General features: G+C 64.2%; 29 protein-coding genes. 9 read left to right on the top strand and 20 right to left on the bottom strand.

Annotated elements, in window-relative coordinates:
- Positions 1 to 3: 3 nt before the first annotated feature.
- From ACSFA3_RS08680 to flgB, 8 genes are read right to left on the bottom strand one after another with little or no spacing between them, the layout of a single operon-like run.
- On the bottom strand, positions 4 to 1,116 hold the full coding sequence (locus tag ACSFA3_RS08680) for a flagellar basal body P-ring protein FlgI (RefSeq protein ID WP_435505045.1): 1,113 nt from the start codon (positions 1,114 to 1,116) through the stop codon (positions 4 to 6).
- Positions 1,117 to 1,123: 7 nt separating this feature from the next.
- Positions 1,124 to 1,831 (bottom strand): flagellar basal body L-ring protein FlgH, encoded by a 708-nt coding sequence (locus tag ACSFA3_RS08685; RefSeq protein ID WP_435505046.1) that lies wholly within the window; start codon positions 1,829 to 1,831, stop codon positions 1,124 to 1,126.
- On the bottom strand, positions 1,831 to 2,613 hold the full coding sequence (gene flgG / locus ACSFA3_RS08690) for a flagellar basal-body rod protein FlgG (protein WP_435505047.1): 783 nt from the start codon (positions 2,611 to 2,613) through the stop codon (positions 1,831 to 1,833). Before flgG ends, ACSFA3_RS08685 begins: the two co-directional genes overlap by 1 nt.
- Before the next feature lie 29 nt (positions 2,614 to 2,642).
- Positions 2,643 to 3,380 carry a flagellar basal-body rod protein FlgF gene (gene flgF, locus ACSFA3_RS08695; protein ID WP_435505048.1) on the bottom strand — a complete coding sequence of 246 codons (738 nt, stop codon included), beginning with the start codon at positions 3,378 to 3,380 and terminating at the stop codon, positions 2,643 to 2,645.
- A 15-nt stretch (positions 3,381 to 3,395) separates the two neighbouring features.
- On the bottom strand, positions 3,396 to 4,613 hold the full coding sequence (gene flgE, locus ACSFA3_RS08700) for a flagellar hook protein FlgE (RefSeq protein WP_435505049.1): 1,218 nt from the start codon (positions 4,611 to 4,613) through the stop codon (positions 3,396 to 3,398).
- Positions 4,614 to 4,644: 31 nt separating this feature from the next.
- Entirely contained in the window at positions 4,645 to 5,331 is a 687-nt protein-coding gene (locus tag ACSFA3_RS08705; RefSeq protein WP_435505050.1) for a flagellar hook assembly protein FlgD, read from the bottom strand.
- A 28-nt stretch (positions 5,332 to 5,359) separates the two neighbouring features.
- Positions 5,360 to 5,764 carry a flagellar basal body rod protein FlgC gene (flgC, locus tag ACSFA3_RS08710; RefSeq protein WP_435505051.1) on the bottom strand — a complete coding sequence of 135 codons (405 nt, stop codon included), beginning with the start codon at positions 5,762 to 5,764 and terminating at the stop codon, positions 5,360 to 5,362.
- A gap of 3 nt (positions 5,765 to 5,767) precedes the next feature.
- Positions 5,768 to 6,217, bottom strand: a complete 450-nt coding sequence (flgB, locus tag ACSFA3_RS08715; RefSeq protein WP_435505052.1) for a flagellar basal body rod protein FlgB — start codon at positions 6,215 to 6,217, stop codon at positions 5,768 to 5,770.
- Positions 6,218 to 6,373: 156 nt separating this feature from the next.
- On the opposite strand from flgB, the gene flgA reads away from it, so the two are divergent.
- The 3 genes from flgA (at position 6,374) to ACSFA3_RS08730 (ending at position 7,904) form a co-directional block, all read left to right on the top strand.
- On the top strand, positions 6,374 to 7,123 hold the full coding sequence (gene flgA / locus ACSFA3_RS08720) for a flagellar basal body P-ring formation chaperone FlgA (protein WP_435505053.1): 750 nt from the start codon (positions 6,374 to 6,376) through the stop codon (positions 7,121 to 7,123).
- 75 nt (positions 7,124 to 7,198) lie between these two features.
- The gene (flgM, locus tag ACSFA3_RS08725; protein ID WP_435505054.1) at positions 7,199 to 7,543 is read left to right on the top strand and encodes a flagellar biosynthesis anti-sigma factor FlgM; all 345 of its coding nucleotides are present in this window, start codon (positions 7,199 to 7,201) and stop codon (positions 7,541 to 7,543) included.
- Positions 7,536 to 7,904, top strand: a complete 369-nt coding sequence (locus ACSFA3_RS08730) for a hypothetical protein (protein ID WP_435505055.1) — start codon at positions 7,536 to 7,538, stop codon at positions 7,902 to 7,904. The genes flgM and ACSFA3_RS08730 overlap by 8 nt, the downstream gene beginning before the upstream one ends.
- 60 nt (positions 7,905 to 7,964) lie before the next feature.
- On the opposite strand, the gene ACSFA3_RS08735 is transcribed toward ACSFA3_RS08730, so the two are convergent.
- Genes ACSFA3_RS08735 through ACSFA3_RS08750 form a run of 4 tightly spaced genes read right to left on the bottom strand, consistent with a single transcriptional unit; the run spans position 7,965 to position 13,577 of the window.
- Positions 7,965 to 8,696 (bottom strand): RNA polymerase sigma factor FliA, encoded by a 732-nt coding sequence (locus tag ACSFA3_RS08735; protein WP_435505056.1) that lies wholly within the window; start codon positions 8,694 to 8,696, stop codon positions 7,965 to 7,967.
- A 47-nt stretch (positions 8,697 to 8,743) separates the two neighbouring features.
- Positions 8,744 to 10,348 carry a flagellar biosynthesis GTPase FlhF gene (flhF, locus tag ACSFA3_RS08740; protein WP_435505057.1) on the bottom strand — a complete coding sequence of 535 codons (1,605 nt, stop codon included), beginning with the start codon at positions 10,346 to 10,348 and terminating at the stop codon, positions 8,744 to 8,746.
- Positions 10,345 to 12,426 (bottom strand): flagellar biosynthesis protein FlhA, encoded by a 2,082-nt coding sequence (gene flhA / locus ACSFA3_RS08745; protein WP_435505058.1) that lies wholly within the window; start codon positions 12,424 to 12,426, stop codon positions 10,345 to 10,347. The genes flhF and flhA overlap by 4 nt, the downstream gene beginning before the upstream one ends.
- Positions 12,423 to 13,577, bottom strand: coding sequence for an EscU/YscU/HrcU family type III secretion system export apparatus switch protein (locus tag ACSFA3_RS08750; protein ID WP_435505059.1), 1,155 nt, complete (start codon positions 13,575 to 13,577; stop codon positions 12,423 to 12,425). Before ACSFA3_RS08750 ends, flhA begins: the two co-directional genes overlap by 4 nt.
- 26 nt (positions 13,578 to 13,603) lie before the next feature.
- Between ACSFA3_RS08750 and ACSFA3_RS08755 the strand changes: the two genes are divergently transcribed.
- Positions 13,604 to 14,959 (top strand): hypothetical protein, encoded by a 1,356-nt coding sequence (locus ACSFA3_RS08755; RefSeq protein ID WP_435505060.1) that lies wholly within the window; start codon positions 13,604 to 13,606, stop codon positions 14,957 to 14,959.
- 102 nt (positions 14,960 to 15,061) lie between these two features.
- Here ACSFA3_RS08755 and motB read toward each other — a convergent pair whose 3' ends face one another.
- The 4 genes from motB to flhD all read right to left on the bottom strand — a co-directional run bounded on the left by motB (position 15,062) and on the right by flhD (position 17,959).
- Complete coding sequence (gene motB, locus ACSFA3_RS08760; RefSeq protein WP_435505061.1) at positions 15,062 to 16,090, bottom strand: flagellar motor protein MotB; 1,029 nt, start codon at positions 16,088 to 16,090, stop codon at positions 15,062 to 15,064.
- A gap of 4 nt (positions 16,091 to 16,094) precedes the next feature.
- Positions 16,095 to 16,952: a flagellar motor stator protein MotA gene (motA, locus tag ACSFA3_RS08765; protein ID WP_435505062.1), complete on the bottom strand. Its 858-nt coding sequence runs from the start codon at positions 16,950 to 16,952 to the stop codon at positions 16,095 to 16,097.
- Positions 16,953 to 17,065: 113 nt separating this feature from the next.
- Positions 17,066 to 17,605, bottom strand: coding sequence for a flagellar transcriptional regulator FlhC (flhC, locus tag ACSFA3_RS08770; protein ID WP_435505063.1), 540 nt, complete (start codon positions 17,603 to 17,605; stop codon positions 17,066 to 17,068).
- A gap of 21 nt (positions 17,606 to 17,626) precedes the next feature.
- A complete protein-coding gene (flhD, locus tag ACSFA3_RS08775) occupies positions 17,627 to 17,959 on the bottom strand; it encodes a flagellar transcriptional regulator FlhD (protein WP_435505064.1) in 333 nt (110 codons plus the stop codon).
- Positions 17,960 to 18,466: 507 nt separating this feature from the next.
- On the opposite strand from flhD, the gene ACSFA3_RS08780 reads away from it, so the two are divergent.
- The 4 genes from ACSFA3_RS08780 (at position 18,467) to ACSFA3_RS08795 (ending at position 22,049) form a co-directional block, all read left to right on the top strand.
- Positions 18,467 to 19,630 carry a flagellin gene (locus tag ACSFA3_RS08780; RefSeq protein WP_435505065.1) on the top strand — a complete coding sequence of 388 codons (1,164 nt, stop codon included), beginning with the start codon at positions 18,467 to 18,469 and terminating at the stop codon, positions 19,628 to 19,630.
- Between the two features lie 109 nt (positions 19,631 to 19,739).
- Positions 19,740 to 21,191, top strand: coding sequence for a flagellar filament capping protein FliD (fliD, locus tag ACSFA3_RS08785; protein WP_435505066.1), 1,452 nt, complete (start codon positions 19,740 to 19,742; stop codon positions 21,189 to 21,191).
- An 82-nt stretch (positions 21,192 to 21,273) separates the two neighbouring features.
- On the top strand, positions 21,274 to 21,687 hold the full coding sequence (fliS, locus tag ACSFA3_RS08790; protein WP_435505067.1) for a flagellar export chaperone FliS: 414 nt from the start codon (positions 21,274 to 21,276) through the stop codon (positions 21,685 to 21,687).
- Between the two features lie 62 nt (positions 21,688 to 21,749).
- The gene (locus ACSFA3_RS08795; RefSeq protein ID WP_435505068.1) at positions 21,750 to 22,049 is read left to right on the top strand and encodes a flagellar protein FliT; all 300 of its coding nucleotides are present in this window, start codon (positions 21,750 to 21,752) and stop codon (positions 22,047 to 22,049) included.
- A gap of 28 nt (positions 22,050 to 22,077) precedes the next feature.
- On the opposite strand, the gene ACSFA3_RS08800 is transcribed toward ACSFA3_RS08795, so the two are convergent.
- From ACSFA3_RS08800 to ACSFA3_RS08810, 3 genes are all read right to left on the bottom strand, one after another.
- Positions 22,078 to 22,410, bottom strand: coding sequence for a type II toxin-antitoxin system PemK/MazF family toxin (locus ACSFA3_RS08800; RefSeq protein WP_435506185.1), 333 nt, complete (start codon positions 22,408 to 22,410; stop codon positions 22,078 to 22,080).
- The gene (locus tag ACSFA3_RS08805; protein ID WP_435505069.1) at positions 22,410 to 22,667 is read right to left on the bottom strand and encodes an AbrB/MazE/SpoVT family DNA-binding domain-containing protein; all 258 of its coding nucleotides are present in this window, start codon (positions 22,665 to 22,667) and stop codon (positions 22,410 to 22,412) included. Before ACSFA3_RS08805 ends, ACSFA3_RS08800 begins: the two co-directional genes overlap by 1 nt.
- A 92-nt stretch (positions 22,668 to 22,759) precedes the next feature.
- Positions 22,760 to 23,737, bottom strand: coding sequence for a Bug family tripartite tricarboxylate transporter substrate binding protein (locus ACSFA3_RS08810; RefSeq protein WP_435505070.1), 978 nt, complete (start codon positions 23,735 to 23,737; stop codon positions 22,760 to 22,762).
- 123 nt (positions 23,738 to 23,860) lie between these two features.
- On the opposite strand from ACSFA3_RS08810, the gene ACSFA3_RS08815 reads away from it, so the two are divergent.
- Positions 23,861 to 24,535 carry a Crp/Fnr family transcriptional regulator gene (locus tag ACSFA3_RS08815; protein WP_435506186.1) on the top strand — a complete coding sequence of 225 codons (675 nt, stop codon included), beginning with the start codon at positions 23,861 to 23,863 and terminating at the stop codon, positions 24,533 to 24,535.
- A 294-nt stretch (positions 24,536 to 24,829) separates the two neighbouring features.
- Here ACSFA3_RS08815 and fliE read toward each other — a convergent pair whose 3' ends face one another.
- A complete protein-coding gene (fliE, locus tag ACSFA3_RS08820) occupies positions 24,830 to 25,135 on the bottom strand; it encodes a flagellar hook-basal body complex protein FliE (protein WP_435505071.1) in 306 nt (101 codons plus the stop codon).
- Between the last annotated feature and the right edge of the window lie 133 nt (positions 25,136 to 25,268).

The raw sequence follows: 25,268 nt of genomic DNA on the forward strand, positions 1-25,268 counted from the left end.
GCGTCAGATCACTTCGAGTTCGGCGTTGAGGGCGCCCGATGCCTTGATCGCCTGCAGAATCGCCAGCAGGTCCTGTGGCGTCGCACCGAGCGAATTCAGCGCCCGCACCACGTCGGACAGCTTCGGCGCTTCCGGCACCTGGATCAGGATGCCGGGCTCCTGCTTGATCGTGATGCTGGCCTGCTCGGCCACCACCGTGCGGCCGCCCGAGAACGGCGCCGGCTGGCTGATGATCGGTGTCGAGCTGATCGTCACCGACAGGTTGCCGTGCGCGATGGCGCAGGGGCCGAGCGTTACCGCTGAGTTCAGCACGATCGAGCCGGTGCGTGCGTTGATCACCACCTTGGCTGCGGGCGTGGCCTGCTCCAGCGTGATCTCCTCCAGCTCGGCCACGAAATTCACGCGGGCGTTGGCATCGGTCGGTGCGCGTACCTCGACCGTACGGCCGTCCAGCGCGCGGGCACTGCCGGCGCCCATCTTGCGATCGATGGCCTGCGCCACGCGGCGCGCGGTCTGGAAATCCGACGCGTTCAGCCCGAGGCTGATGCTTTCGCCTTCGAGCAGCGCAGACGGCACGCTGCGCTCCACCTGCGCACCGGCAGGCACACGGCCCGACGCCAGCGAATTGATCTGCACCTTGCTGCCGCCGGCCGAAGCGCCCGCGCCGCCGACTACCAGGTTGCCCTGCGCCAGCGCATAGATCTCGCCGTCGGCACCGCGCAACGGCGTCGCCACCAGCATGCCGCCCTTGAGCGACTTCGAATTGCCCATCGACGACACCGTCACGTCCAGCGTCTGGCCCGGCTGCGCGAAGGCCGGCAGTTGCGTCGTGACGATCACCGCCGCCACGTTCTTCAATTGCAGCTGCGAGGCGCGGTTGTCGGGCAGTACGATGCCGAGCTGCTGCAGGTAGTTCGCGACGCTCTGCGTCGTGTAGGGCATCTGCGTCGTCTGGTCGCCCGTGCCGTCGAGGCCGACGACCAGGCCGTAGCCGGTCAGCTGATTGCTGCGCACGCCCTGGACGGCGGCGATTTCCTTGATGCGCACCGCGTGGGCCGGCGCGATCAGGCTGGCGCCGAGCGCCAGCAACGAAAGGATGCGGACGATCTTGTTCATGTCGTGCTCAGAAGGGGAGGACGTTCATGAAGAACCTGCCAAGCCACGGCATCACCTGCGACTCCTGCTGCGCGCCGCGTCCGCGCGACTCGATCCGCACGTTCGCGACCTGCGTCGACGTCACCACGCTGCCCGACTGGATCGAGCGCGGATCGATGGTGCCGGAGAAGCGCAGCACGTCGACGTTCTGGTTGACGCCGATCTGTTTCTCGCCGGTGACCACCAGATGGCCGTTGGGCTGCACCTCGACCACCGTCGCGGTGATCGAGCCCTGGAAGGTGTTGGCGCTCTGGGTGCCGCCCTTGCCGGAAAAGTCGGTCGCCGAATCGCCGGCCACGCTGGCGCGGGTGAACGAGTTGGCGGAAATCAGCGGGAATGCGCTGATGCCGGCCTTGGAGCTGCCCTTCTTGTCGATGGTCGAGGTCGAGGTCTGGCTCGCGCTGACGTTCTCGACGATCAGGATCGTGACCGTGTCGCCCTCGATGCGCGCACGGCGGTCCTCGAACAGCGGGCGGTAGCGCACCGACTGGAACAGGCTGCCGGTCGGCGCGCGCGTCGCGGCGACCGGTGCGCGCGGAACGATCGTCGGCACTGCCGTCGACGGCATGTCGAGCTGCGGCGTCTGTGCCAGCGTGGTGCAGCCGGTGGCCACCACGCAGGCGGCAATTGCAGCGGCGACGGCGGACAGGCGGACGAGGAGGGCGGCGAGCTTCATCACAGCTGGCCCAGTTTCTGAAGCATCTGGTCGCTGGTCTGGATGGCTTTTGAATTCATCTCGTAGGCGCGCTGCGTCTGGATCATCGCGACCAGTTCCTGCACCACGTTCACGTTCGATGTTTCCAGAAAACCCTGCATCACCGTACCGAGACCGTTCGTGCCTGCCGTGCCGCCGTTCGGCTGGCCAGAAGCGGCCGTCTCGGCATACAGGTTGTCGCCGCGCGGCTCCAGGCCGGCCGGATTCACGAAGTTGGCGATGGCCAGCGTGCCGACCGTCTGCGGTGCGACGGCACCGGAGACCGTCGCCGACACCGTGCCGTCGGTCGCGATGCTGACGCTGGTGGCGTTGGTCGGGATCGTGATGCCGTTCGCGACCGGTAGGCCGGACGATGTCACGAGCCGGCCCTGCGCATCGACCTGGAACGAGCCGTCGCGGGTGTAGCCGATGGTGCCGTCGGGCTGCGTGACCTGGAAGAAGCCGTTGCCCTTGATCGCCAGGTCGAGCTGGTTGCTGGTCTGCTGCATGCTGCCCTGCGTGAACGAGCGGCTGGTCGCGACCGTGCGCACGCCCAGGCCGAGCTGCAGGCCGGTCGGCAGCTGCGACTGCTCGGTGCTGTTTGCGCCTACCTGGCGCAGGTTCTGGTACATCAGGTCTTCGAAAACAGCGGTCGCGCGCTTGAAGCCGGTGGTCGAGACGTTGGCCAGGTTGTGCGAAATGACATCCAGCTGCGTTTGCTGCGCTTCCATGCCGGTCTTGGAGATGAAGAGCGAATTGATCATGGCTTCGGATTCCTGGAAAAAGTGACGCGTCAGCCGACGCTGAGCAGTTGGGCGGCCGACTTGTCGGACGACTCGGCGGTCTGCAGCAGACGCATCTGCTGCTCGAACTGGCGGGCGGCGGCGATCATTCCGACCATCGTCTCGACCGGGTTCACATTCGATCCTTCGAGCACGCCGGTGTCCATGCGCGCGGTCGTGTCGTTGGGCAGCGGATCGAGGGTCGCGGTGCGGAACAGGCCGTCCTCTCCGCGGCGCAGCCGCTGTTCGGCGTCGGGCGTCGCCAGCTTCAGGCGGCCGATGGTCGACGACGGTGCGTTGCCGGTCTGCGCGCTCACCGTGCCGTCGCTGCCGACCGAGAGTTCGGAGCCCGGCGGCACGTCGATCGGCGAGCCGCCATCGGACAGCACCGGCAGGTTGCTGCTGGTCACCAGCGTGCCTTCGCTCGACACCTGGAAGGCGCCGGCGCGGGTGTAGGCCTCGGTGCCGTCCAGGCCCTGCACAGCGAACCAGCTGTTGCCTTGCGCGGCCATGTCGAGCGTGCGGCCGGTGCGCTGCATGGCGCCTGCCTTCTCGTCGTGGCCGGAGGTCGCTTCCATCGCGAACACCCGCGTGGTGGCGCCGTCGCCCCGCAACGGCACCGCGCGGAAGGTCGACAGCTCGGCGCGGAACCCCTGCGTCGACGCGTTCGCCAGGTTGTTGGCGAGCACGCTCTGGCGCTGCGCCGCTGCACTGGCGCCGCTCATGGCGGTGTAGATCAGGTGGTCCATGGCGCCGTCCCAGGCTTATCGCAGGTTCACCAATGTCGACATGACCTGGTCCTGCGTCTTGATGGTCTGCGCGTTGGCCTGGTACGAGCGCTGCGTGGTCATCATGTTGACCAGTTCGGCCGTCAGGTCGACGTTCGACTCTTCCAGCGCACCCGCACTGAGCTTGCCGAATGTGCCTTCGCCCGGTGCACCGCGCACCGGCTGTCCCGACGAGAAGGTTTCGACCCAGTAGCCGGAGCCCGAAGGCTGCAGGCCCTGAACGTTGCGGAAGTTGACCAGCGAGACCTGACCGGCAGCCTGGGTCTGGCCGTTGGAGTAGGTGGCGGTGATGACGCCGGTGTCTTCGATCTTCAGGCCGGTGAGCTGGCCGGAGGTGTAGCCGTCCTGCGAGAGGTCGGCCACCGCGAAGCGCGAGTTGACCTGCGTCATCTTGCTCAGGTCCAGGGACGCGGTGAAGGTCTGCGCCGGGTTGTTCGGCGACCGCAGAGTGAACGTGGGGACCGCCGAGGTCGCGGTATTTAGGGTGCCGTCGGCATTGAAATTGACCGCGAACGGGGTAGAGGCCGCGGGGTCGCTGCCGTTGATGCTGGAGTACACGTTCCAGCTGTTGTTGGCCGTCTTCTGGAAATACAGGCCGACCGGCACTTCGAGTCCCTGTGCGTCGTAGGCCGTCAGCGACGTGCCGTAGGTGGTCAGCGGCGTCGGCGGAGTGGCGGTGGATGCGACCACGGCCGCGGCATCCAGCGTGATTTCCGCAGCCATCTTGGTCGTCTGCTTGGCGGCGATCGGCGTGCCGGTCGGCAGGCGCAGCGGCTGTGCGTCGAAGCTCTGGCGCACGCCCTTCGTGTCGGTCGGGTAGCCCATCACGGACGAACCGTTGTTCGTGATGATGTTGCCTTCCTTGTCGAGCTTGAAGTTGCCCGCGCGGGTGTAGGCGGTCGTACCGTCGCCGGCCTTGACCTGGAAGAAGCCGCTGCCGTTGACGGCCACGTCCATCGTGTTGCCGGTGATGGTCAGCGTGCCCTGGGAAAAGTTCTGCGTCACCGCGCCGACCTCGACGCCGAGGCCGACACTGGAGCCGCCGAGGCCGCCCGCGGAGCTGGCGTATATCTCGGCGAATTCGGCGCGCGAGGATTTCATCCCGGTGGTTCCGGCATTGGCGATGTTGTGGCCGATGACGTCGAGGCTGCGGCTGGCGGCGTTCAGGCCGGAGAGGGCTTGCTGAAAACTCATTCGAGTGCTCCTGGTGTGTGTTGGTTGGTGGTCAGAGGACCGAACGGACGCTGGCGTACGGCTTCACGCCTGCCGCCTGGAGCGTCAGCGTCAGGCCGTCTGCGTTGCTGCCCACTGCCGTGACCCTGTCCTGCATCAGCGTGGTGGCGGTGACTGTGTTGGTGCCGTTCATGGCGGTGACCTTGAAGGTCAGTTCGGTGTCGGCGGGATAGGCGGACGAATCGACGTTGAAGCCGTGCTGGCCGGCGGGCAGGGAGCCGAGCGACAGCGTGTCGATGACGCGACCGGCCGGCGTGACCACCTGCACCTGCACGCTGGTCGCCGCGCCGTCCAGTTCGAGTGCGCCGGTAGCGGTCTTGCCGTCGGCCGCGAAGGCCAGCTTGTCGCCGGTGACGACGACGTTGTGCCCGACGAGGTTGCCGGCCTGCAACACCTGCATGCCGGAGAACTGCGTCGACATGTTCTTCATCGTCGCGTTGAGCTTCTCGATGCCGGTGACCGTGTTGATCTGCGCGATCTGCGAGGTCATCTGCGCGTTGTCCATCGGATTCATCGGATCCTGGTTGGCCAGCTGCGCGACCAGCAGTTTCAGGAAACGGTCCTGCGCTTCGGTCGAGTCGGCGGTGGTCAGCGATTTGGCGTCCGCGCTGCTGCTCGTCGTCGGCGTATAGACCGAGGTGGTGCCCGCGAGTGCGGAAGTGGCGCTGGTGGTGGTCATCGGTTGCCTTGAGAAATTTACGGGGCGGTCACTGGCCGATCTGCAGCGTCTTGAGCAGCAGGTTCTTCGCCGTGTTCATCACTTCGACGTTGTTCTGGTACGAACGCGAGGCGGAAATCATGTTGACCATCTCTTCGACCGCATTGACGTTCGAATGGGTCACGTAGCCTTCGCCGTCGGCCATCGGGTTGGCCGGCTCGTGCACCTTGCGCCCGGGCGTCTGGCTCTCGGTCACGGCATCGATGCGCACGCCGGCGCTGGCGTCGCCGCCCATCGGCACGGTCTGGAAAACCACCTGGCGCGCCTTGTAGGGCTGGCCGTCCGGGCCGGCCACGGCGTCGGCATTGGCCAGGTTGCTGGCGACCACGTTGAGGCGTTGCGACTGCGCGCTGACCGCGCTGCCGGAAATGCCGAAGATGGAGAACATCGACATGGCTTATTGCCCCTGGATGGCCGAGAGCATGGTCTTGCCCTGGCCGTTGATGAAGCGCAGCGTGGCTTCGTAGCGCACGGCGTTGTCGGCGAACGCGGCGCGCTCGCGGTCGAGATCGACGCTGTTGCCGTCCATCGTCGGCGCCGTCTGCACGGTGTAGTCCTGGCGCACGCCCGAAATTCCGCTGCCGCCCGTGCCGCCCGTGCCGTCCGAGCCGAGCGGAATGTGGCGTGCGTCCGTCCGGCCGTCGGAAGACCAAGTGCGGCCGGTCATCGACGCCGTGGCGCCGGAGCCGGTCGCGTCGCGCAATGCATCCGAGAACGCGAAGTCGCGGGCCGCGTAGCCAGGCGTGTCGGCGTTGGCGATGTTGCCGGCGATGGCGCGCTGGCGTTCGGCGCGCAGCACCAGGGCCTTCGATTGGAAGTCCAGTGTGTTCGTCAGTTTGTCCAGCATGCGCGTACCTCGCCTAGAAGCTGTTTGAGGGAGCAGCCCACCTCGGGCCGTGCAGAAATTGTGAAAGCGCCGGCTTTTCGGGAAGCGCGGAGTAAAGGGGGGAATCTCGGCCTGTTTCCGGCTTTGACCGGCGTGCGGCTGCCTAAAGTGCAGGCCATGCCCAACATCCGCATCGCCCTGCTGTTCGCCTCCGCCGTCCTCTTCACCGGACTGGCAGGCATGGCGGGCGTGGCCGGCGCGCAGCAGGCGCCGTCCGACGGCATCGAGGCCGGTGCCGATTTCGCCGCCAATACCCAGCACTGGCTCGACGAGGCGGTCGCAAAGTCGCAATCCGCCAGTGCCGTGCCGCTGCGGATGGAAGTTGCCGTCGGCGCGCTCGATGCGCGTCTGCGCCTGGCGCCCTGCACCCGGGTCGAGCCTTACGTGCCGGTCGGCTCGCGTCTCTGGGGCCGCAGCCGGCTCGGCCTGCGCTGCACCGACGGCGGCGGGCGCTGGAACGTCTTCCTGCCGGTCACCGTCAAGGCTTTCGGCCCGGCCTGGGTCTTGCGCGACAACGTGCTGCCGGGCGCCGTGCTCGCTGCCACCGACGCGATCGAGGCCGAAGCCGACTGGGCGGCCGAGCCGTCGCCGGTGGTCGGCGACCCGGCGCAGTGGGTCGGGCAGGTCGCTTCCCGCGCCCTGGCTGCCGGCCAGCCGCTGCGCCAGTCGATGATCAAGTCGGCCCAGGCTTTTCCGGCCGGCGCGCAGGTGCGTGTCGTGGCGCAGGGGCCGGGTTTCGAGATCAGTTCCGACGCCCAGGCCATGACGCCCGGCGTCATCGGCCAGCTGGTGCGGGTACGGATGGAAAACGGCCGAATTACCTCCGGCCTTGTGACCGATGCACGCACGGTGCGGCTCTCGATGTAAAAAATTCTCAAGTTCTCTGACCGTCCGCCGAAACTAGGGGTACGACCCGAAGATTCAGGGTTGCTGGAGTCAGCGATGAAGATCAGTCCAATTAACGATGCGGCCATTGCGGCCACTGCAGCAGGAACCGCCGGAACGGCTGGGGCCGCCGCGTCCAAGGCCGAGCGCAATGCGCCGGCCGGCGCCGCCGCACAGTCGTCCTCTGCCGGTGTGTCGGGCACCGTGACGGTGTCCGCGGCAGCGCGATCGCTCGGGGTCGCTTCGACTTCGGCCGGCAGCGGCATCGATGAAGCCAAGGTCGCAGCCGTCAAGGCAGCGATCGCGGCCGGCACCTTCCGCGTCGATTCGGGCGCGATTGCCGACAAGCTTTTGTCCAACGCCCAGGAAGTCCTGAGCCGCACCCGGAGCCGTGATGCCTGATACCCGCCAATCCGCCGAAGCCCTGCTGTCCGACGTCGAGCGCCAGCTCGATGCCGTCGATGTCGCGCTGCTCGAATCGAATCCCGCCAATCTCGGCGATGCAAGCGCCGGCGTCCGAAGGATCGCCGTCGCCTTCGTCGAAGTGCTCGAATCCGCGCTGTCGGCCGAAGCCTTCGATCCGTTCTTCCGCAGCCGCGTCGAAGCGGTGACCCGCCGCCTGGCGATGCAGCGCGAGAACATCGCCCGCCGCAACGTGATCGTCGAACGCGCACTCGCATCGCTGATGCGGCCGATGCCGGCGGTGACCTACGCCATCCCCGGTGCCCGCGCGCTGGCTGCGGCACACGCACACGCACACTGAAAACCTCGGTGATTCCGGCCCGCACCTGGCGGGTCTGGATGGCGCAGGGCCGCTTCGGCTTCAGTGGCTGCGCATCTTCGCCCGCAGGCGTGCGATCGACTGGCTGTGCAGCTGGCAGACGCGCGATTCGGTCACGCCGAGCACCGCGGCGATTTCCTTCAGGTTCATGTCCTGCTCGTAATACATGCCCATGATGAAGCGCTCGCGCTCGGGCAGCGTGTCGATGGCGGTCACCAGCGCGGCGCGCAGCCGCTGATCCTTCAGCACGTTCAGCGGATCGGCTTCCGGGTCGGCCACGGAGCCGTTGCGCTCGAGGAAGCCTTCGCCCTCGTCGCTGTCGCCGTGGTTGCCGCCCATGTCTTCCAGGTACACCAGCTGCGTACCGCGTACCCGGCCGAGCAGCGACTGGTAGTCGGCCAGCTTCATGTCGAGCTCGGCCGCGATCTCGGATTCGACCGGCGAGCGGCCCAGGCGGTGCTCCAGCCGGCTCACCGCTTTCTCGATTTCCTTCTGGCTCTTGCGCGAGCCGCGCGACATCCAGTCGCCGTCGCGGAGTTCGTCGAGCATGGCGCCGCGGATCCGTTGCGTCGCGAAGGTCTCGAACTGCACGCCCTGGCTGGCTTCGTAGCGCGACATCGCATCGGCCAGGCCGATCATCCCGACCTGGATCAGGTCGTCGATCTCCACGTTGGGCGGCAACTTGGCGATCATGTGATGCGCCAGTCGCTGCACCAGGGGCACGTACTGCTTGATCAGCGCGTCGCGGTCCAGCTGGCCTCGGGGCGTGTACATCTGGTACATCCGTGAAGAGAAGGTGCCTGCATGCATGACGGGTTACCTCAAACGGCGCATTCGGCAGGCGAAAAGTAGAAATCCATGTCGGCACCGCGCGGATCGAAAGCCGATCGCTGCGTCGCGCGCATCGATGCGCGGACCAGCGCCGCGGCATCGGGCGCCTGCCAGTCTTCCGGCACGCGCTGGCCGTCCGCAACGCCGCGCAGCACCAGGCGATGCCGGATCAGCGTGTCGATGGCCGGGCCGGTCTTGGCGGCTTCGTCGGTTTTCGACAGGATGGCGTAGTTGGTTCCGGCCGGCTGGAAGGCGGTTGCGACTTCGTCGAGCGTGTCGCCGTGCGCGCCGGCGTTGAGCACCAGCACGCGCTTGATCGACGGCAGGTCCAGCAGGCCGAGCAGTTCCTGGCGGCGCGTATCGCGCGGCGCGATGCCGGCGGTGTCGACCAGCACCATCTTCTTGCCCGACAGCAGCGCCAGCAGTTCCTTCAGCTCGGCACGGTCGTGCGCCAGGTGCGCGACCACGCCCATGCTGCGGCCGTACGCGCGCAGCTGTTCGTGCGCACCTGCGCGGTGGGTGTCGAGCGTGACCAGGCCGACGCTGTGCGCGCCGTACAGACGGGCGCACTGTGCGGCAAGCTTGGCCGTGGTGGTCGTCTTGCCGACGCCGGTCGCGCCGATCAGCGCGAAGACGCCGCCTTCATCGACCAGCGACGGCGTGTCGGTCGACACACCCAGCATGCATTCGAGCGACAGCATGATTTCCCGCACGGCGGCTGCCGGATCGGTCTCGTTGGCCAGCGGTTCGAGCAGCGTGCGGGCCAGCGAAGGCGAGTAGCCGGCGCGAACCAGCTTGAGCATCAGGTTGGAATGCAGCGGGTTCTGGCGTGCCTGGCCGAGCCAGGAGAGCGTGTTGAAGCGGTCTTCCATGAGGCGCTTCATGGCCTGCAGTTCGGCCATGACGACACGGGAGGTGTCTTCTGCCGCAGCGATCGCCGGAGCCGGAGCAGCCTGCGTGGCCGGGGTGGCCGGGGTCGACTGGGTGGACGGAGCAAGGCTTGCGGGAGCGGGCGATGCCGCTTGCACCGGCGGCTGGACTGCGACGGGTGCGGTCGAGGGCGCGGTCGCCGGCGCGGCACCGAACGAAGGCGCACCGAAGAACGGCGTTGCGGGTGCTGCCGGCGCCGCCGGCTCGGCGGGCGCGGCCGTCGTGTCCTGCTGGCGGCGGAGCATGCGCTCGCGGACATAGTCCTGGAAAGAAAGCGTGCTCATGGCGAGCTGCTCGGTATCGGCGTTGACGCTTTGTTCGGAGGCTGCCGGCTGCAGCGTCGGTGCCTGTACCTTCACGGCGGCAACGGGCTCGGTTGCTTCCGATGAAGCTTGCGACAGCGGCAAGGGCAGTGCCAGGGTCTGTGCCATCGAGGAAGCCGGGGAAGCCGGGTAGGTCGATGGAGCCGATTCCTGCTGCGACAGCGCAGCCTCGGTCGAAGCCATCACCTCGACGCCGTTGGCGATCTGCCGGTTCGACAGGATCAGCGTCTCATCGCCGAAAGCGGCCCGCGCCATCGCGAGCGCTTCGCGTGCGGTTGGCGCCTGGAAGCGCTGGATCGGAATGTGCTGCTGCTGCGGCTGCGGCTGGTGCTGCTGGTTCATGCGTTGGCTCCTCGGAGGATCGGGCCGATACGGATCGTGTGGGTTTCAGGAATCTCGCTGTGCGCCAGCACCTGCAGGCGTGGCGCGGCGCGCTTGAGCAGGCGGGCCAGAGAGTTGCGGATCGCGTCGGGCACCAGCAGGCAGGCCGGCACGCCGCGCTCTTCCTGCTTGAGCGCCACTTCGGCTGCGGTGCGGGTGAAGACGTCCGCCACGCCGGGGTCGAGCGCCGGCGATTGCGGATTGCCCAGCGCCTGCATCAGCAGCCGCTCGAAGCCGGGTTCTATCGCGATCACGTCCAGCTCCTTCACCGAGCCGTAGATCTGCTGGACGATGGCCGGTGCCAGCGCCATGCGCACGCGGCGGGCCAGCTCCAGCGGATCGGTGGTGGCGCCGGCATGCTCGGCCAGCGTCTCGACGATGGTGCGGATGTCGCGGATGTTGACCGACTCTTCGAGCAGCAGTTGCAGCACCTTCTGGAAGGTGGCGATCGATACCAGCTTGGGCACGACTTCCTCGATCAGTTTGGGGGCCAGCTTGCTCACGTGTTCGACCAGTTGTTGGGTTTCGGTGCGGCTCAGCAGCCGCGCTGCCTGAACCTGCATCAAGTGTGACAAGTGAGTGGCCATCACGGTCTCCGAATCAACCACCGTGAAACCGCCCATTTGTGCGGCTTCCTTCTGCCGTTCCTCGATCCAGTGCGCCGGCAGGCCGAAGGCCGGATCGGTGGTCGGCGTGCCGAGCAGCGGCATCGTGATACCGCCCGGATTGATCGCCAGGTACATGCCGGGGAAAGCCTCGCCCTCGGCCACGACCACACCGCGCAGCGTCACGCGATAGCCGCTCGGCTTGAGTTCGAGGTTGTCGCGCACGTGCACCGCCGGCGGCAGAAAACCGACCTCCTGCGCAAACTTGCGACGCACGCCCTTGATGCGCGTCAGCAGGTCGCCCTGGCGGCTCTTGTCGACCAGCGCGATCAGGCGATAGCCAAGCTCCAGGCCGAGCAGATCGACGGGTTGCAGATCGTCCCAGGTGGCTTCGGCGTCTGGCGCCGGACCGGTGGCCGCCGCCGCTTCCGCGACCGGCGCCGGCCGGCGGTGGATCGCCCATGCACCGTAGCCGAGCAGTGCAGACATGCCGAGGAACACCACGTGCGGCATGCCCGGAATCAGGCCCAGCATGCCGAGGATGCCGGCGGTCAGGCCGAGCACGCGCGGCGAGGTCAGCAGCTGCTGCACGATCTGCTTGCCGACGTCGTCTTCGCGACCCACGCGCGAGATCACCATCGCCGCGGCCACCGAGATCAGCAGGCCGGGAATCTGCGCGACCAGCGCATCGCCCACCGCCAGCAGCACATAGGTATCGGCCGCCTTGCCCGGCGACAGCCCGTGCTGCAGCACGCCGATGGTGAAGCCGCCGACGATGCTGATGATGAGAATCAGGATGCCGGCGATGGCGTCGCCGCGCACGAACTTGGAGGCACCGTCCATCGAGCCGAAGAAGTTGGCTTCTTCCGCCACTTCGAGGCGGCGGCGGCGGGCCTCTTTTTCGTCGATGTTGCCGGAGCTGAGGTCGGCATCGACCGCCATCTGCTTGCCGGGCATCGCGTCGAGCGCGAAGCGTGCCGAGACTTCGGCGATGCGTTCCGAGCCCTTGGTGACCACCACGAAGTTGATGACCACCAGGATCGCGAACACGATCAAGCCGACAGCGAAGTTGCCGCCGATCAGGAAGTGCCCGAAAGCCTCGATCACCGCGCCTGCCGCGCCGGGGCCGGTGTGGCCTTCGAGCAGCACCACGCGCGTCGACGCGACGTTGAGCGACAGGCGCATCAGCGTCGTCAGCAGCAGCACGCTCGGAAAAGCCGCGAAGTCGAGCGGTCGGACCATGTAGGCCGCGACCATCATCACCATCAGCGCGACGGCGATATTGAGCGTGAAGAAGCCGTCGAGCAGCCACGGCGGAATCGGCAGCACCATCAGCGCCAGGATCGACACCACCAGGATCGGCGCGGCGGCGCGCTGGAACACGGCGCCGTTGGTGCCCAACCACTGGCGGGCCAAGGTGAGGTTCGGATTCATGGCTTGGCAGCTTTCGCGTTCTTGTTCAGCGGGTCGAGTTCAGGCGGCACGTAGGGCTCCGGCTGTTCCTTGGGCATCGGGCCTTCGCCGCGCATCGCGGCCTTGAGGCGATAGACATAAGCCAGCACCTGCGCGACGGCGGTGTAGAGGCTGGACGGAATCGACTGGTCGAGTTCGGCATGTGCGAAGAGGGCGCGCGCGAGCAGCGGCGACTGCAGCACCGGGATCTTGTGTTCGGTCGCGATGTCGCGGATGCGCATCGCGAGCAGGTCCGCGCCTTTGGAAATCACCTGCGGCGCGTTCATCGTCTTCTCGTCGTAGCGCAGCGCGACCGCGAAGTGCGTCGGGTTCATCAGGATGAAGTCGGCGCGCGGCACGGCGGTGATGCTGGAACGCTGGGAAATTTCGCGTGCGGCCTTGCGCTGGCGGCCCTTGGTGTGCGGATCGCCGTCGGATTCCTTGTGCTCCTGCTTCACGTCCTGATGCGACATCTTCAACTTGGCGCGGTGGAAGAAGCCCTGCAGCGGCACGTCGACGACAGCCGCGCCCAGCACTACCAGCAGCACCAGCCCGAGGCCCGACACCAGCCAGTCGCCCAGCGCGCGCAACGACGACGGCGATGGTTGCAGCACCAGCCGCACCACCGTGTCGATCGAGCTGCTGATGAAGATCCAGCCCGCGCCTGCGAGCAGCGCCGACAGGAACACCAGCTTGGCTACGTTAAAGACCTGCTGCTTGGTGAACAGGTTGGCGAAGCCTTTCAGCGGATTCATCCGGCCCGGATCGGGCGTGATCGCCTTGAAGCTAGCGACCCAGCCGCCGGCCGCGACGGCGCTGCCGAGCGCGGCGGCGGTCACGATGCCCGCGAACACCGCGGCGACCGTCAATCCGACGGCCACCAGCTTGCCCAGCCGCGTCAGCATGTCGGCCGGGTCGGCCACGCTGCCGGCATCGAAGACCAGCGCCGAGACCAGCGCAGCGCGCAGATGGTCGAAGCCGGCCGGCGCAAGCAACAGCAGCGCGACCGCGCCGGTACCGACCACCGCCAGATGCGAGAGGTCCCGCGAACGCGCGGCCTGGCCGTCCTTGCGCGCCTGGTCGAGCTTGCGCTGCGTGGCGGGGAGTTGTTTGTCCTGGCTGCTGGATGACATGGCGTTGCGTGGTGCGTTGCCATGGATTGTCCGAAGCGGACGGGAAATCTAAAGGGCGATCAGAGGGGGAAAACGGTGCCTTTCGATTCGTCTGGGGCGCCGGGCTGCTGGACCAAGTCGATTTCGGAGCCTGCATTTGCTTTGCGTGCCATGCTGAATACGCTTATGGCGCCAGAAAAGACAGGTCAATTGTTTTGATCTTGATTTTAGGAGTAGTCCGATATGCATTCAAGATGAAGAACCTACAGTCGCATACGGCGGAAATTTCGCTTTTTCGTATCGGGTGCATCCGGCATTCAGTACTCAACATTCAACTGCACATGGTGAATCAAATGGCAATCGGCAATGTAAGAGAAATAACTAGATCTGTTTTTGGGCAGTCGGTTTCGAGTTCCGCGAGCTCGCAGCAGGCCAGCCCAAGGCTCGGCCAGATGCAGCAAACTTACAGTAGACCGCATATAGGTCATTCCGGCTCTCCGCATCCGTACGAGAATCTCCAAGGACCGTATTACGCGAATGTTTCAGAACTCGCTCCGCCCCTGCCTCCGCGGTCGTGGATCAATCCGAATAGACCGAATCAAAATCAGGCAGGTCTTTTTCAAGTGGTTGAAGGCCGAGGCAGCATTGCGCAATCAGGTGCGAGCTATTCGCCGCATCAGCAAAATAGGACAGAGTCAGCTTCAAATGGCTTTACGCGTCAACCATTCGATTTCCCTCAAGGGGCAAATAGCCTGCATCAGCGAATTGCCGAAATTCGACGTTACGGTGTAGAAGCCTTACCTCGGAGCGCTTTCCATGCTCCGGCGATGTCCAGCACCCCCAGTTTTCCTACGACTGCGCAGGCGACACAGCGCTTCCCCGATCCGCGTTCCGCACAGCACTACAGCAACGCACAGCCACATGGCAACACGCCGATCTACAACAGTGCGCAGCAAGTTTCGTCTTACAGCCCATACGAAGTTGAGCCTCAGGGCTCTCGGCAAGGTTCAACCTACGGCTCGCAGCAAGGTCAGCCTTACGGCTTTTGGCAAGGCCAGTCTAGCGGCGCACAGCAAGGTCAGCATTTCAACTCGCGACCTTTCAGCGGTCCGAGCGAAATCGCCCATTACCAACGGGAAGTCGAAAAATTGCTGTCACACCCAAGGCGAACTGAGATTCCTGTTCCGCATGGCATTCCGATGGGTGTGAGGAGCACCGAAACAGGCCCGCAGGGCTACTTTGGTTTTGGCCAGTTACCGCCTAACGTGACCGAATTCAATCAGTTTCCGGTAGGAGTTACGTCCCTTGGAACTTGGCCGTATCAATCGCAGAGCGCACCGGGTGCAAGCGCACATCAAGCGCAACAAAGCCAAGAGAGCTTCCCCGTCATCATTCGCTTGTAAGAGCGAAGAGCGCAATCCTGCCGCCCTCCACACGTGATTTGCATTGAACTCTCGTGAGTTGGGCGCAGGAATGCCAGTTCTATAGTCCTGCCAAAAATCCTGTCAGCGCTTCACCGGCGAGACCAGCGAAACAGATGCGCCGGCTCTCGCTGATGTCGCCGATGTCGCTGGCGCTTCGTTCTCCGCGGGCGCTGCATCCGCCTTCGGCTGCTCCTTGGCGATCTGATCCGTGATCGCCTTCACCGCATCGTTCCCTTCCATGCGTGCGCCGCCGAACAGGCGCGATTCGGCATCGCGCGTCAGCACCGTCACGCTGATGCGCCGATTCACCGGCGCCATCCTGTTGTCCTTGTCGAGCAGATCGCTCGCAGCCAGACCCACCACGCGGACCAGCTTGTCGTCCGGCATGCCCGAACTCACCAGCTCGCGGCGGGATGCGTTCGCGCGGTCGGCGGACAACTCCCAGTTGCCGTAGCCGCGTTCGCCGTTTCCGTAGGGCGCGGCGTCCGTGTGACCGGCGAGGCTCACGCGGTTCTCGATTCCATTGAGCGCGGTGCCGATCTCGTGGAGGATGTCGCGCATGTACGGTTTCACCAGTGCGCTGCCGCTGTCGAACATCGGGCGGTTCTTGTCGTCGACGATCTGGATCTCCAGCCCGTCGATCGTCACGTTCAGCCGGATCTGCGAGCGGAATTCGCGCAGTTTCGGATTGGCCTCGATCATCGACTCGATCTTGGCGCGCAAGGAGTTCATGCGGCGCGCGTCCTGCTTGGCCTGCTCGCCGCGCTTGTTGTCTTCGTTCAGCGGGCCGCTGTCCTTGCCCTTGCCGTCTGACGACCGCTTCACCTGTCCGTTGGTACGCGTCAGGTCGGTGCCCCCGCCGGTCACGATGCTCGAACTGCTGCCGGAGCCCGGTCCGCCCGACATCTCCACCTTGAGCGGCGAATTGAAATAGGAGGCGATACCCTGGAGGTCGCCCTGCGCGGTCGAGCCGAGCAGCCACATCAGCAGGAAGAACGCCATCATGGCCGTCACGAAGTCGGCGTACGCAATCTTCCAGGCGCCGCCATGGTGGGCGTGTGCGGATTTCTTGACCCGCTTGATGATGATCGGCTGAAGCTTCTTCGTCATCGCTCTACTTCTTTTTGACGTACGCCTCGAGCTCGGTGAAGCTCGGGCGCTCGGTGGAGAACAGGACCTTGCGGCCGAACTCGATGGCGGTCGTCGGGTTGTAGCCCTGCATGCTCGCCAGCAGCGTGGTCTTGATGCACTGCAGTTCCTTGCTGCCGTCCTCGACCTTCTGCTCCAGCAGTCCGCCGAGCGGCTCGACGATGCCGTAGGCCAGCAGAATCCCGAGGAAGGTGCCGACCAGCGCCGAGCCGATCATTCCGCCCAGCACGGCCGGCGGCTGGCCGACCGAACCCATGGTGTTCACCACGCCCAGCACGGCGGCCACGATGCCGAACGCCGGCAGGCCGCCGGCCAGGCGCGCTATGGCCGAAACCGGCGCGTGCGCCTCGGCGTGATGGGTGTCGATCTCGCTGTCCATGAGCGACTCGATCTCGTGCGCGTTCAGGTTGCCCGACACCATCATGCGCAGGTAATCGGTGGTGAACTCGACGACGTGATGGTCGGCAGCGAGCTTCGGGTACTTCTGGAAGATCGGCGAATCCTGCGGCGACTCGACATCCTTCTCGATCGACATCAGCCCGTCCTTGCGTGCCTTCTGCAGGATGTCGTAGAGCAGTGCCATCAGGTCCAGGTAGCGCGCCTTGGTGTACTTCGATCCCTTGAAGGCCTGCGGCAGCAGCTTCATCGTGCCCTTGAGCACCTTCGGCTGGTTGTTGACCACGAAGGCACCGAGCGCACCACCGCCGATCACCATCATTTCGATCGGCAGGGCGTGCAACACCACGGCGATGTTGCCGCCGTGGATGATGTAGCCGCCGAAGATGCAGCCGATTGCGACGAGGTAACCGATGATGACGAACATGGCGCTTTTCGAGGTTCAGTAGTCGTTATTTGGCCCTGTACGGGCTTCTGCCGGTCGATGAAAAAGGGCCCTCGAAAGGGCCCTTCTCATGTCTTAGCGCAGGCGCGGCGGCGTCATTGCAGCTGGATGCTTCCCACTGCCGCGCCCTTGCCGGCGCGTGCCGGCGGCTCGCACAGTCCGCACACATAGTTGCGGGCGTTCTCATACGGTTCGGTCACGAAATGTCCGCCGCACTTGCAGCACTTCGTCATGGCCAGCATGTCGTTTTCCATGAAACGCACCAGACGCCAGGCCCGGGTGATCGACAGCTGCTGCTCCAGGCCGCAGGCATCGGTCTGCTCCGTGTAGAGCTGGTAGGCCTTGATCAGCGCATCGATGCCGTCGATGTCGCTGGTCTTGTTGAGGTAGGTGTAGATGTTCTGGAACAGCGAGGCATGGATGTTCGGCTGCCATGTCAGGAACCAGTCGGTCGAGAACGGCAGCTGGCCTTTCGACGGCGACTTGCCGGCGACTTCCTTGTAGAGCCGCAGCAGCCGTTCATAAGACAGCGCGGTCTCGCTTTCGAGCACCTGCAGGCGCGCGCCCATCTGGATCAGGCTGACGGCGCGCTCGATCTGGCGCGATTCGCCGAGGATGCTTTTCTGGGTGGCCATGGCGACGGTTCCCTGTTGACTTCAGAACGAGGTTTCGGCGAAGCTGCTCGACATCACGATGTTGGCGTGAAGCCGGGTCGTCGCGTCGTTGGCGGTGCGACCGGCCAGGTTGTGATTGGTCAGCAGGTTCCAGACCATGTCGTCGCCGGCGCGGAAGCGGCACAGCAGCATGTTTCCGGAAGCCAGCTTCATGACCTGGGCCGGCGTGAGCATCTCGATCAGGCTGGCCGACTCTTCGGAGATTCCGAGCCGGAACAAGGCCTGCGGCTTGTCCTGACGGATCAGGTTTTGCGCGAGCATGAGGTAAGTCAGGTTGGCTTCCTTGATCTCCGTCAGCATCTGTTCACTCGTCATTTCAGTTACCTTTTGGGTTGAAGCCCGTCGTTCGATGAGCCGATTCTGAATTCGGTAACAAGAACTTTAATAGGTAAAGAGATGTTAACGATGTTGCGTTTCCCGACAGCGTTGCAAGGCAAATTCTTACAACCAAAGAACTCATATTTTTCGAATGAAGACTTTGGTTATGTACTTTGCAGACAGAAGCGTGCCGATCGGAATGAGAAAGTTCACCTTTGTTCTTATTTGGCAGCTGTGCTTCGCGGGGTCTCCGAAACTGTCGTCCGAGCGCTTCCAGAAAAACTTTTGCTGCTTGGCTCCTGAATTTCCGTCGAATGTTGTGCGATGGCGACAACTTGTTTCAGGGGTACTCCTCACTTCGGCCGTTTTCTTGAGGGCTGAAAGTAAAAAATAAAAAGCTAAAGGGTTTGCCGGGATCGCCCGAAAACCACTCATCGGGCCTCAAAGCGGGGTTCGACCGGTGGCAGCGATGCCGCAACCCATCTAGCTACTAGGAGTTTTCTCATGGCCTCGATCATCAACACCAACATCAGCTCGCTCACCGCCCAACGCAACCTGTCGTCCAGCCAGAACGCGCTGGCCACCTCGATGCAGCGCATCTCGTCCGGCATGCGCATCAACAGCGCCAAGGACGACGCCGCCGGCCTCGCCATCTCGGAGCGCATGACCTCGCAGATCAAGGGCCTGACACAAGCGTCGCGCAACGCCAACGACGGCATCTCCCTGGCGCAGACCGCTGAAGGTGCGCTTGGCACCATCGGCAACAACCTGCAGCGCATCCGCGAACTGGCCGTGCAGTCCCGCAACGCGACCAATTCGACCGACGACCGCGCCGCTCTGCAGAAGGAAGTGGGCCAGCTCAAGGCTGAAATCGACCGCGTGGCAAACACGACGTCGTTCAACGGCACCAAGCTGCTCGACGGTTCGTTCACGGCGCAGAAGTTCCAGGTCGGTGCCAACCAGGGCGAGACTGTGAACGTGTCCGGCATCGCGAATGCGAACACTGCAGCGCTCGGTGCTTGGACCAGCGTCGACACCTACTCGGCCACGACCGCCGGCGCCGCTCCTGCAGGTTTCGGCGGCATCACCGCCAACGCCTTCACCATCAACGGCATGGGCATCGGCGCTGTCGTCGCAGGTACGACCGTGGCTACGCAGGGCGCGAACGTCGCTGCTGCGATCAACAAGAAGACGGGCGAAACCGGCGTGGTCGCGACGGCAGACGGAACCACCGGTGCCATCACGCTGACCAGCTCGGGCAGCACACCGATCACCGTGGGCGGCACGCTGACCAACACTGGTCTCACCGCCGGTACGACAGCTGCGACCATCACCGCTGCTGGCTCGGCGCAGACCGGTTTCGCCGGCCTGACCGTCGATACGGTCGACGGTGCGGACAACGCCATGCTGGCCATGGACGCAGCCCTGAAGTCGGTGAATGCGGCGCGTGCCGACCTCGGCGCGATCCAGAACCGTTTCGAGTCGGTCGTGTCGAACCTGTCGACCACGACGGAAAACCTGACCGCATCGCGCAGCCGCATCCAGGACGCCGACTTCGCCGCGGAAACCGCCAGCATGTCGCGTTCGCAGATCCTGCAGCAGGCCGGCACTGCGATGGTCGCCCAGGCCAACCAGCTGCCGCAGTCGGTCCTGTCGCTGCTGAAGTAATCGGGCGATCGACCGAATTGGGGCCCGTTCACGGGCTTCCTGACGGGTTCACCCGGAGGCGGCGAACGGACAATCTCCGTCGCCGCCTTTTTATTTTCTGGAGTACGCAATGGCAACGATTTCATCGGCGGGCATTGGCAGCGGCATCGATGTCGAGACCACCATCGGCAAACTGATGGCGATCGAGAAGAAGCCGCTCACCACGCTGCAGACCAAGGCCACCACGCTCGACAGCAAGATTTCGGCGTTCGGCTCGGTCAAGTCCCAGATCTCGACGTTGTCGGATGCGGTGACCGCGCTGGCCAAGGCGGCGACCTGGACCGCGAAGTCGGTCAGCTCGTCGAACGGCACGGCCGTGTCCGCCAGTGTCGTGACCGGATCCGACGCGTCGCTGAGCTCGCTCAGCGTTTCGGTGACGCAGCTTGCACGAACGCAATCCGTCGCTTCCGCAGCGGTGGCCAGCGGCGCGGCCGTCGGCAGCGGCAGCCTGTCGATCCAGCTCGGCGCCTGGAGCAGCGGCGCCAGCCCGAGCTTCACCGCGGGTGACGGCGCTGCGGTCTCGGTCGGCATCGACGCCAACGACACCATGGCGAACATCGCCACCAAGATCAATGCAGCCGGTGCCGGCGTCACGGCGACGGTGCTGAAAGATATTTCCGGAGAGCGCCTGATGCTTCGCTCCAGCACCACGGGCGAAGCCGCGGGCTTCCGGGTGCAGGCGACCGACGACGGCAGCACCGGCGGCGCCGGTCTGGGCGCCCTGTCATTCGACAATCCGTCTGCCGGCGCCGGCATGGCCGCCAACAACGTGCAATACGGCCAGAACGCCAAGGCGACGATCAACGGCATCGCCGTCGAATCGGCGACCAACACGCTGGCCGACAGCATTCCCGGCCTGTCGCTGACGCTGTCGCAGGTCACCACGGCGCCGGTCGACATCACCGCATCGACCGACACCAGCGCGATGAAGTCCGCCATCAACGCATTCGTGACCGCCTACAACGCGACCAACACGATGCTCAATTCGGCGACCAAGTACGACGCCGATACCAAGACGGCGGCTTTGTTGCAGGGCGACGCCACGACCACCGGTCTCCAGAACGCGCTGCGCCAGCTGCTCGGCGCGGCTTCGGGCGGCGGTACGCTGAAGCAGCTGTCGGATCTGGGCGTGTCGATCGGCAGCGCCGGCGCGGGCAACCTGGTCGTCGACAGCGCGAAGCTCGACAAGGCGCTGAAGAATCCGACCGCGGTACAACAGTTCTTCTCCGCCCCGGCGGGTGCGGCGGCAGGCGACAGCGCCACCGGCTTCGCGACGCGCTTTTCCGCCTTCACGCAGGCGGCCATCGCGGCCACCGGCACGCTGGACAGCAAGACGACATCCCTGCAGTCCGAGAAGAAGTCCAACGGCAAGGATCAAGACAAGGTGAACGACCGTCTGACGCTGATCGAAGCCCGGCTTCGCAAGCAATACACCGCGCTCGATACCAAGATGTCGTCGCTGACCACGCTCGGGAACTACGTTACCCAACAAATTGCACAGTGGAACAAGTCCACCAGCTAATCAACCATTGAGTTCGACCGCAGGTTGCCGATAACTCATACAAGAGCTGCAAACGCACTGCCAAGAACCCAAGGACACCGCCATGTACACACCTCCCAGCCTCCGCGCCGCCGCCGCCTACAACACCGTGGGCGCCCAGTCCGGCGTCGCCGGCGCCGATGCGCACCAGCTGATCAACATGGTGTTCGACGGCCTGCTCCAGGCTGTGAACGCCGCCCGCGGTGCGCTTTCGCGCGGCGACGTGGCCGGCAAGGGCTTGCAGATCCAGCGCGCGGTGCGCCTGCTCGAAGAGGGCCTCAAGGGCGGGCTGGACGACGCGCGCGGAGGCGATCTCGCAGCTAAACTGCGCGCGTTGTACGACTACTGCATCGGTCGGCTGACGCATGCCAACCTTCGCAACGATGCAAACGCGCTGGCCGAAGTGGTTGCGCTGATCTCGCCCGTCGCCGACGGCTGGAAACAGATGGGCCGTCTTCGCAACGCGCAACCGGCATGAACCGCGCGCCACAAACACACATGGGTGTGACCAGTCAGCAGGATCTTCGGACGGAGTCTCATATGCAGGACAGGCTGCTCAACTATTACCAGGCCATCGAGGAAGCCAGCCGGCAGATGCTCGAAGCTGCCCGCAGCGAAGACTGGGATGCCGTCGTACGCTGCGAAGGCGTCTGCGCCGTGCTGATCGAGCAACTGCGCTTCAAGGCCCGCACCGAAGAGCTGCCGCGCGAAGACCGTGCGGAGAAACTGCGGGTGATGCAGCGGATCCTGCGTCACGACGCGGAAATCCGCGTGCTTGCAGAGCCCTGGCTTTCGCAGTTCGACCAGTTGTTCGATGCGAAGCTGCAGATGATTCATTGAGGAAGCGGTCGCCGGTCACGGAGCTGATCTATTCGAAGATCGGCAGCAGCCTTGCCATCACTTCATCCAGAACCGATTCAGGAACACTTTCCAGCTTCCTGCCTTTTCGCGCGCCGACGTCGAGCACGCGAAGCTGGTCGCATCGGATGACGCCGGCGGTTTCCGTACCCGTGTCCATCAGCGAGACGGCGAACCCAGCCGTACGTGCGAAGTCTCCCCCGTTCGTGATCGGCAGCACGACCGCCGTGCCAGTCAGCCGGTTGAAGGCCGATTGCGAAACGATCAGTACGGGCCGTGTGCCTTTTTGCTCGCGTCCCGATGTCGGGTTTAGGGTCACTCTGTAGATATCTCCGCGATCCATCAAAGCAACTCTTTACCGACCGGCGCTGCGTCGATCCAGTCGCTGTCTTCGGCTGACATCGGTGCCGTCGTGTCGCACTGCGCGAGAAGTTCTTCCAGGCTGTAACGCGTACGCGACTTGGCTTCGATCACGAGGCGGTTTTGCTCAATGGTCATTGCAACCGCGGCGCCTGCCTGCAGATTCAGAAGATCGAGGAATGCAGGTGGAACGGCCATCATGACGGAGCCGCCGACCTTGCGGAGATTTGTGGTGTGCATTGCACTTCCTGGAGTTGACGACTGATGTTATACAAAAAGATAACACCTGTCGCCAAGTTGGCCGCTTCGCGCGACGCGCCAGGCAACGCCCTTTACAGCCTGATCCCGGCCCCCTTCACCACCGGCCCCAGCAAATTGACCTGGTTCCTGGCGAAGTCGGTGAACACCGCAGCCGTCTCCGGCTTGCCGACGATTCCGAGGTCGATCAGCTTCTTCTGGATCTCCGGCATCACCAGAATCTCGTTGCATGCCGCATTCAATCGCGTCACTACGTCTGCGGGCAGCTTTGCGGGGCCCGACAGGCCGAAGAAGTTTTCCAGCACCAGCTTCGGCTGCTTCAGCTCCGCCATCGTCGGCACGTCCGGCATCAGCGGCGAGCGCTGGTTGCCGGTGACGGCGAGCGGCACCAGCTGACCGCTCTTGAAGAACGGCACATAGGCAGTGATGACGTCGATGCCGACCGGAATAGTGTTCGCTATCAGGTCGGTTGTCATGGGTGCGCCGCCGCGGTAGGGCACGTGCACCATGTTGATGCCGGTGATCTGCTTGAGCAGCTCGCCGTGGATGTGCCCGATCGAACCGGGCCCGCCGGACCCGAAATCCAGTCGGCCTTCCTTGCGGGCGAGTGCTTCCAGATCGGCGTACGTTTTGATGCCCGACGGTTTGCTGGCCATGATAACCAGCGGCGCGGCACCGAGGTAGGCAACGTGGGTGAAGGCGGTCAACGGATCGTAAGGCTGCTTTTCCAGCGTGAACGGGCCGAGCGCGACGGGCGTCGTGTTCGACAGCATGAGCGTGTAGCCGTCGGGCGCAGCCGCAACGACCTGCGCACCGCCGATGGTTCCGCCCGCGCCGGGCTTGTTGTCGACGACTACGGGCTGGCCCAGCTTCTTCGTCAATTGCTCGGCCATCACGCGTGCGACCACATCGCTGGCGCCACCCGGCGGGAAAGTGACGACGATCTTGATGACCTTGTCGGGCCATTGTGCAAAAGCAGGAAGCGCTGCTGCCGCAAGGCCGGCGGCGAGGGATTGCAGCGCATGGCGCCGGGTGAAGCGGAGGTTGGTCATGGAAATTTTGGCGGCAGTGAGGTTCGCTTCCGGCTAGCACGAAGCGCGCCCAACATCGGCACCAGACGGGCTGGCATCTGACTCACAATTGACCAAGAACGTTGTAGGGTGTTTACAAACACCATGACTTTGTTATCTGCCGCCCAACTTTTGCAAAGAGTGCCGCTGTTTTCGGCTTTGACGCCGGAGCAGCTGGACGAGATTTCCGCAAACGTCACGAAGGAGCGCTTCAAGAAGGACGGGTACATCGTCCGCCAGGGCGAAATTACCGACGCGCTGCACATATTCCTCAATGGCCGCGCGCATGTGCTTCGCGTGAACAACCACGGCAAGGAAGTCATCATCTCGATCTTGAAATCGGGCGATTACGTCGGTGAGATGAGTCTTATCGACGGCGAGTCTCATTCCGCGTCGGTCAGGGCGGATATGGAGTCGGATGTATTGATATTGCGTCGCGAGGTATTCGAGCGTTTCATGCCGGACGCATCGACGGTGACCCAGAAGATCCTGCGCGTTCTGGTCAAGCGATTGCGTTATGCAAATGAACAGATCGAGTCGCTGGCGCTGATGGACGTCAATGGTCGAGTCGCCCGCATGCTCCTGGAGCTGGCCGAAGACGACGACCTGGGCGGGCTCGTCATCAGAGGCAAGATCTCGCAACAGGACATGGCAAAGAGGGTCGGCTCTTCCCGCGAGATGGTTTTCAAGGCACTGAGATCGCTGGAAGAACGTGGATTTCTTCAAGCCGACTCGAATAACAATTTGCTGGTCAAACCCGACATCCGGTCGCTTCTTTAAAGCGACCGCGCTAAAGGTTCAGGCTTTTACGGCGGCCATCGACATGCGTACGCGGTCCGACAGCGCGCTATCGACATCTCTTCCCCACCATTGCTCCATGACGAACACGGCAGTTACCACCAACACGATAAAACAGGCAAAAATCACTACAACCTCCTGAGACAACAATGTATTTTCATTATTGTTACAAGGTATTTCTGTAGGACTTTTTCCAGTCTGAAAAATCTGGGTACTTCGGCTTTAACTGCGACGTTGCAGCTTTTGCTTATTGGGCCGAAAGCTAGAACTTAAGCGTCAAACCTGCATGTTCATGATATCGGTATAGGCCTGGACCATCCGGTTGCGCACATGCATCGTCGCCTGAAAGCCGATCTGAGCTTTCTGGATTGCGACCATCGTCTGCTCCAGGCTCACGTTCGGATTTTCCAGCTGCACTTCGCGCTGCATTGCAGTCGCCTCGTTCTGCGAAGCGCTGACTTCCTTCAGCGCACCCGACAGCGCACCCGCGAAGCCGGTGTCCTCCACGGCCTTGGTGCCGCGCGCCGGGTTCAGTGCGCTGGAGGCGAGTGGCGAAGTAACGGGTGAGAGGCGAAGTTCCATGGCACGAATGCTAGAGCGGACGGACCGCCGGATGCCCGGGAAATGAAGGGGAAACCGGCGCTTTATCGGGCTTATGCGGAGACGACGGTCCCGAATAATCGCTCGGAGCGTGAAGCAACCTTGCTTCCCGTTC

Origin of the sequence: Variovorax glucosi (assembly GCF_051216695.1) — a bacterium.
GTDB lineage: Bacteria > Pseudomonadota > Gammaproteobacteria > Burkholderiales > Burkholderiaceae_C > Variovorax.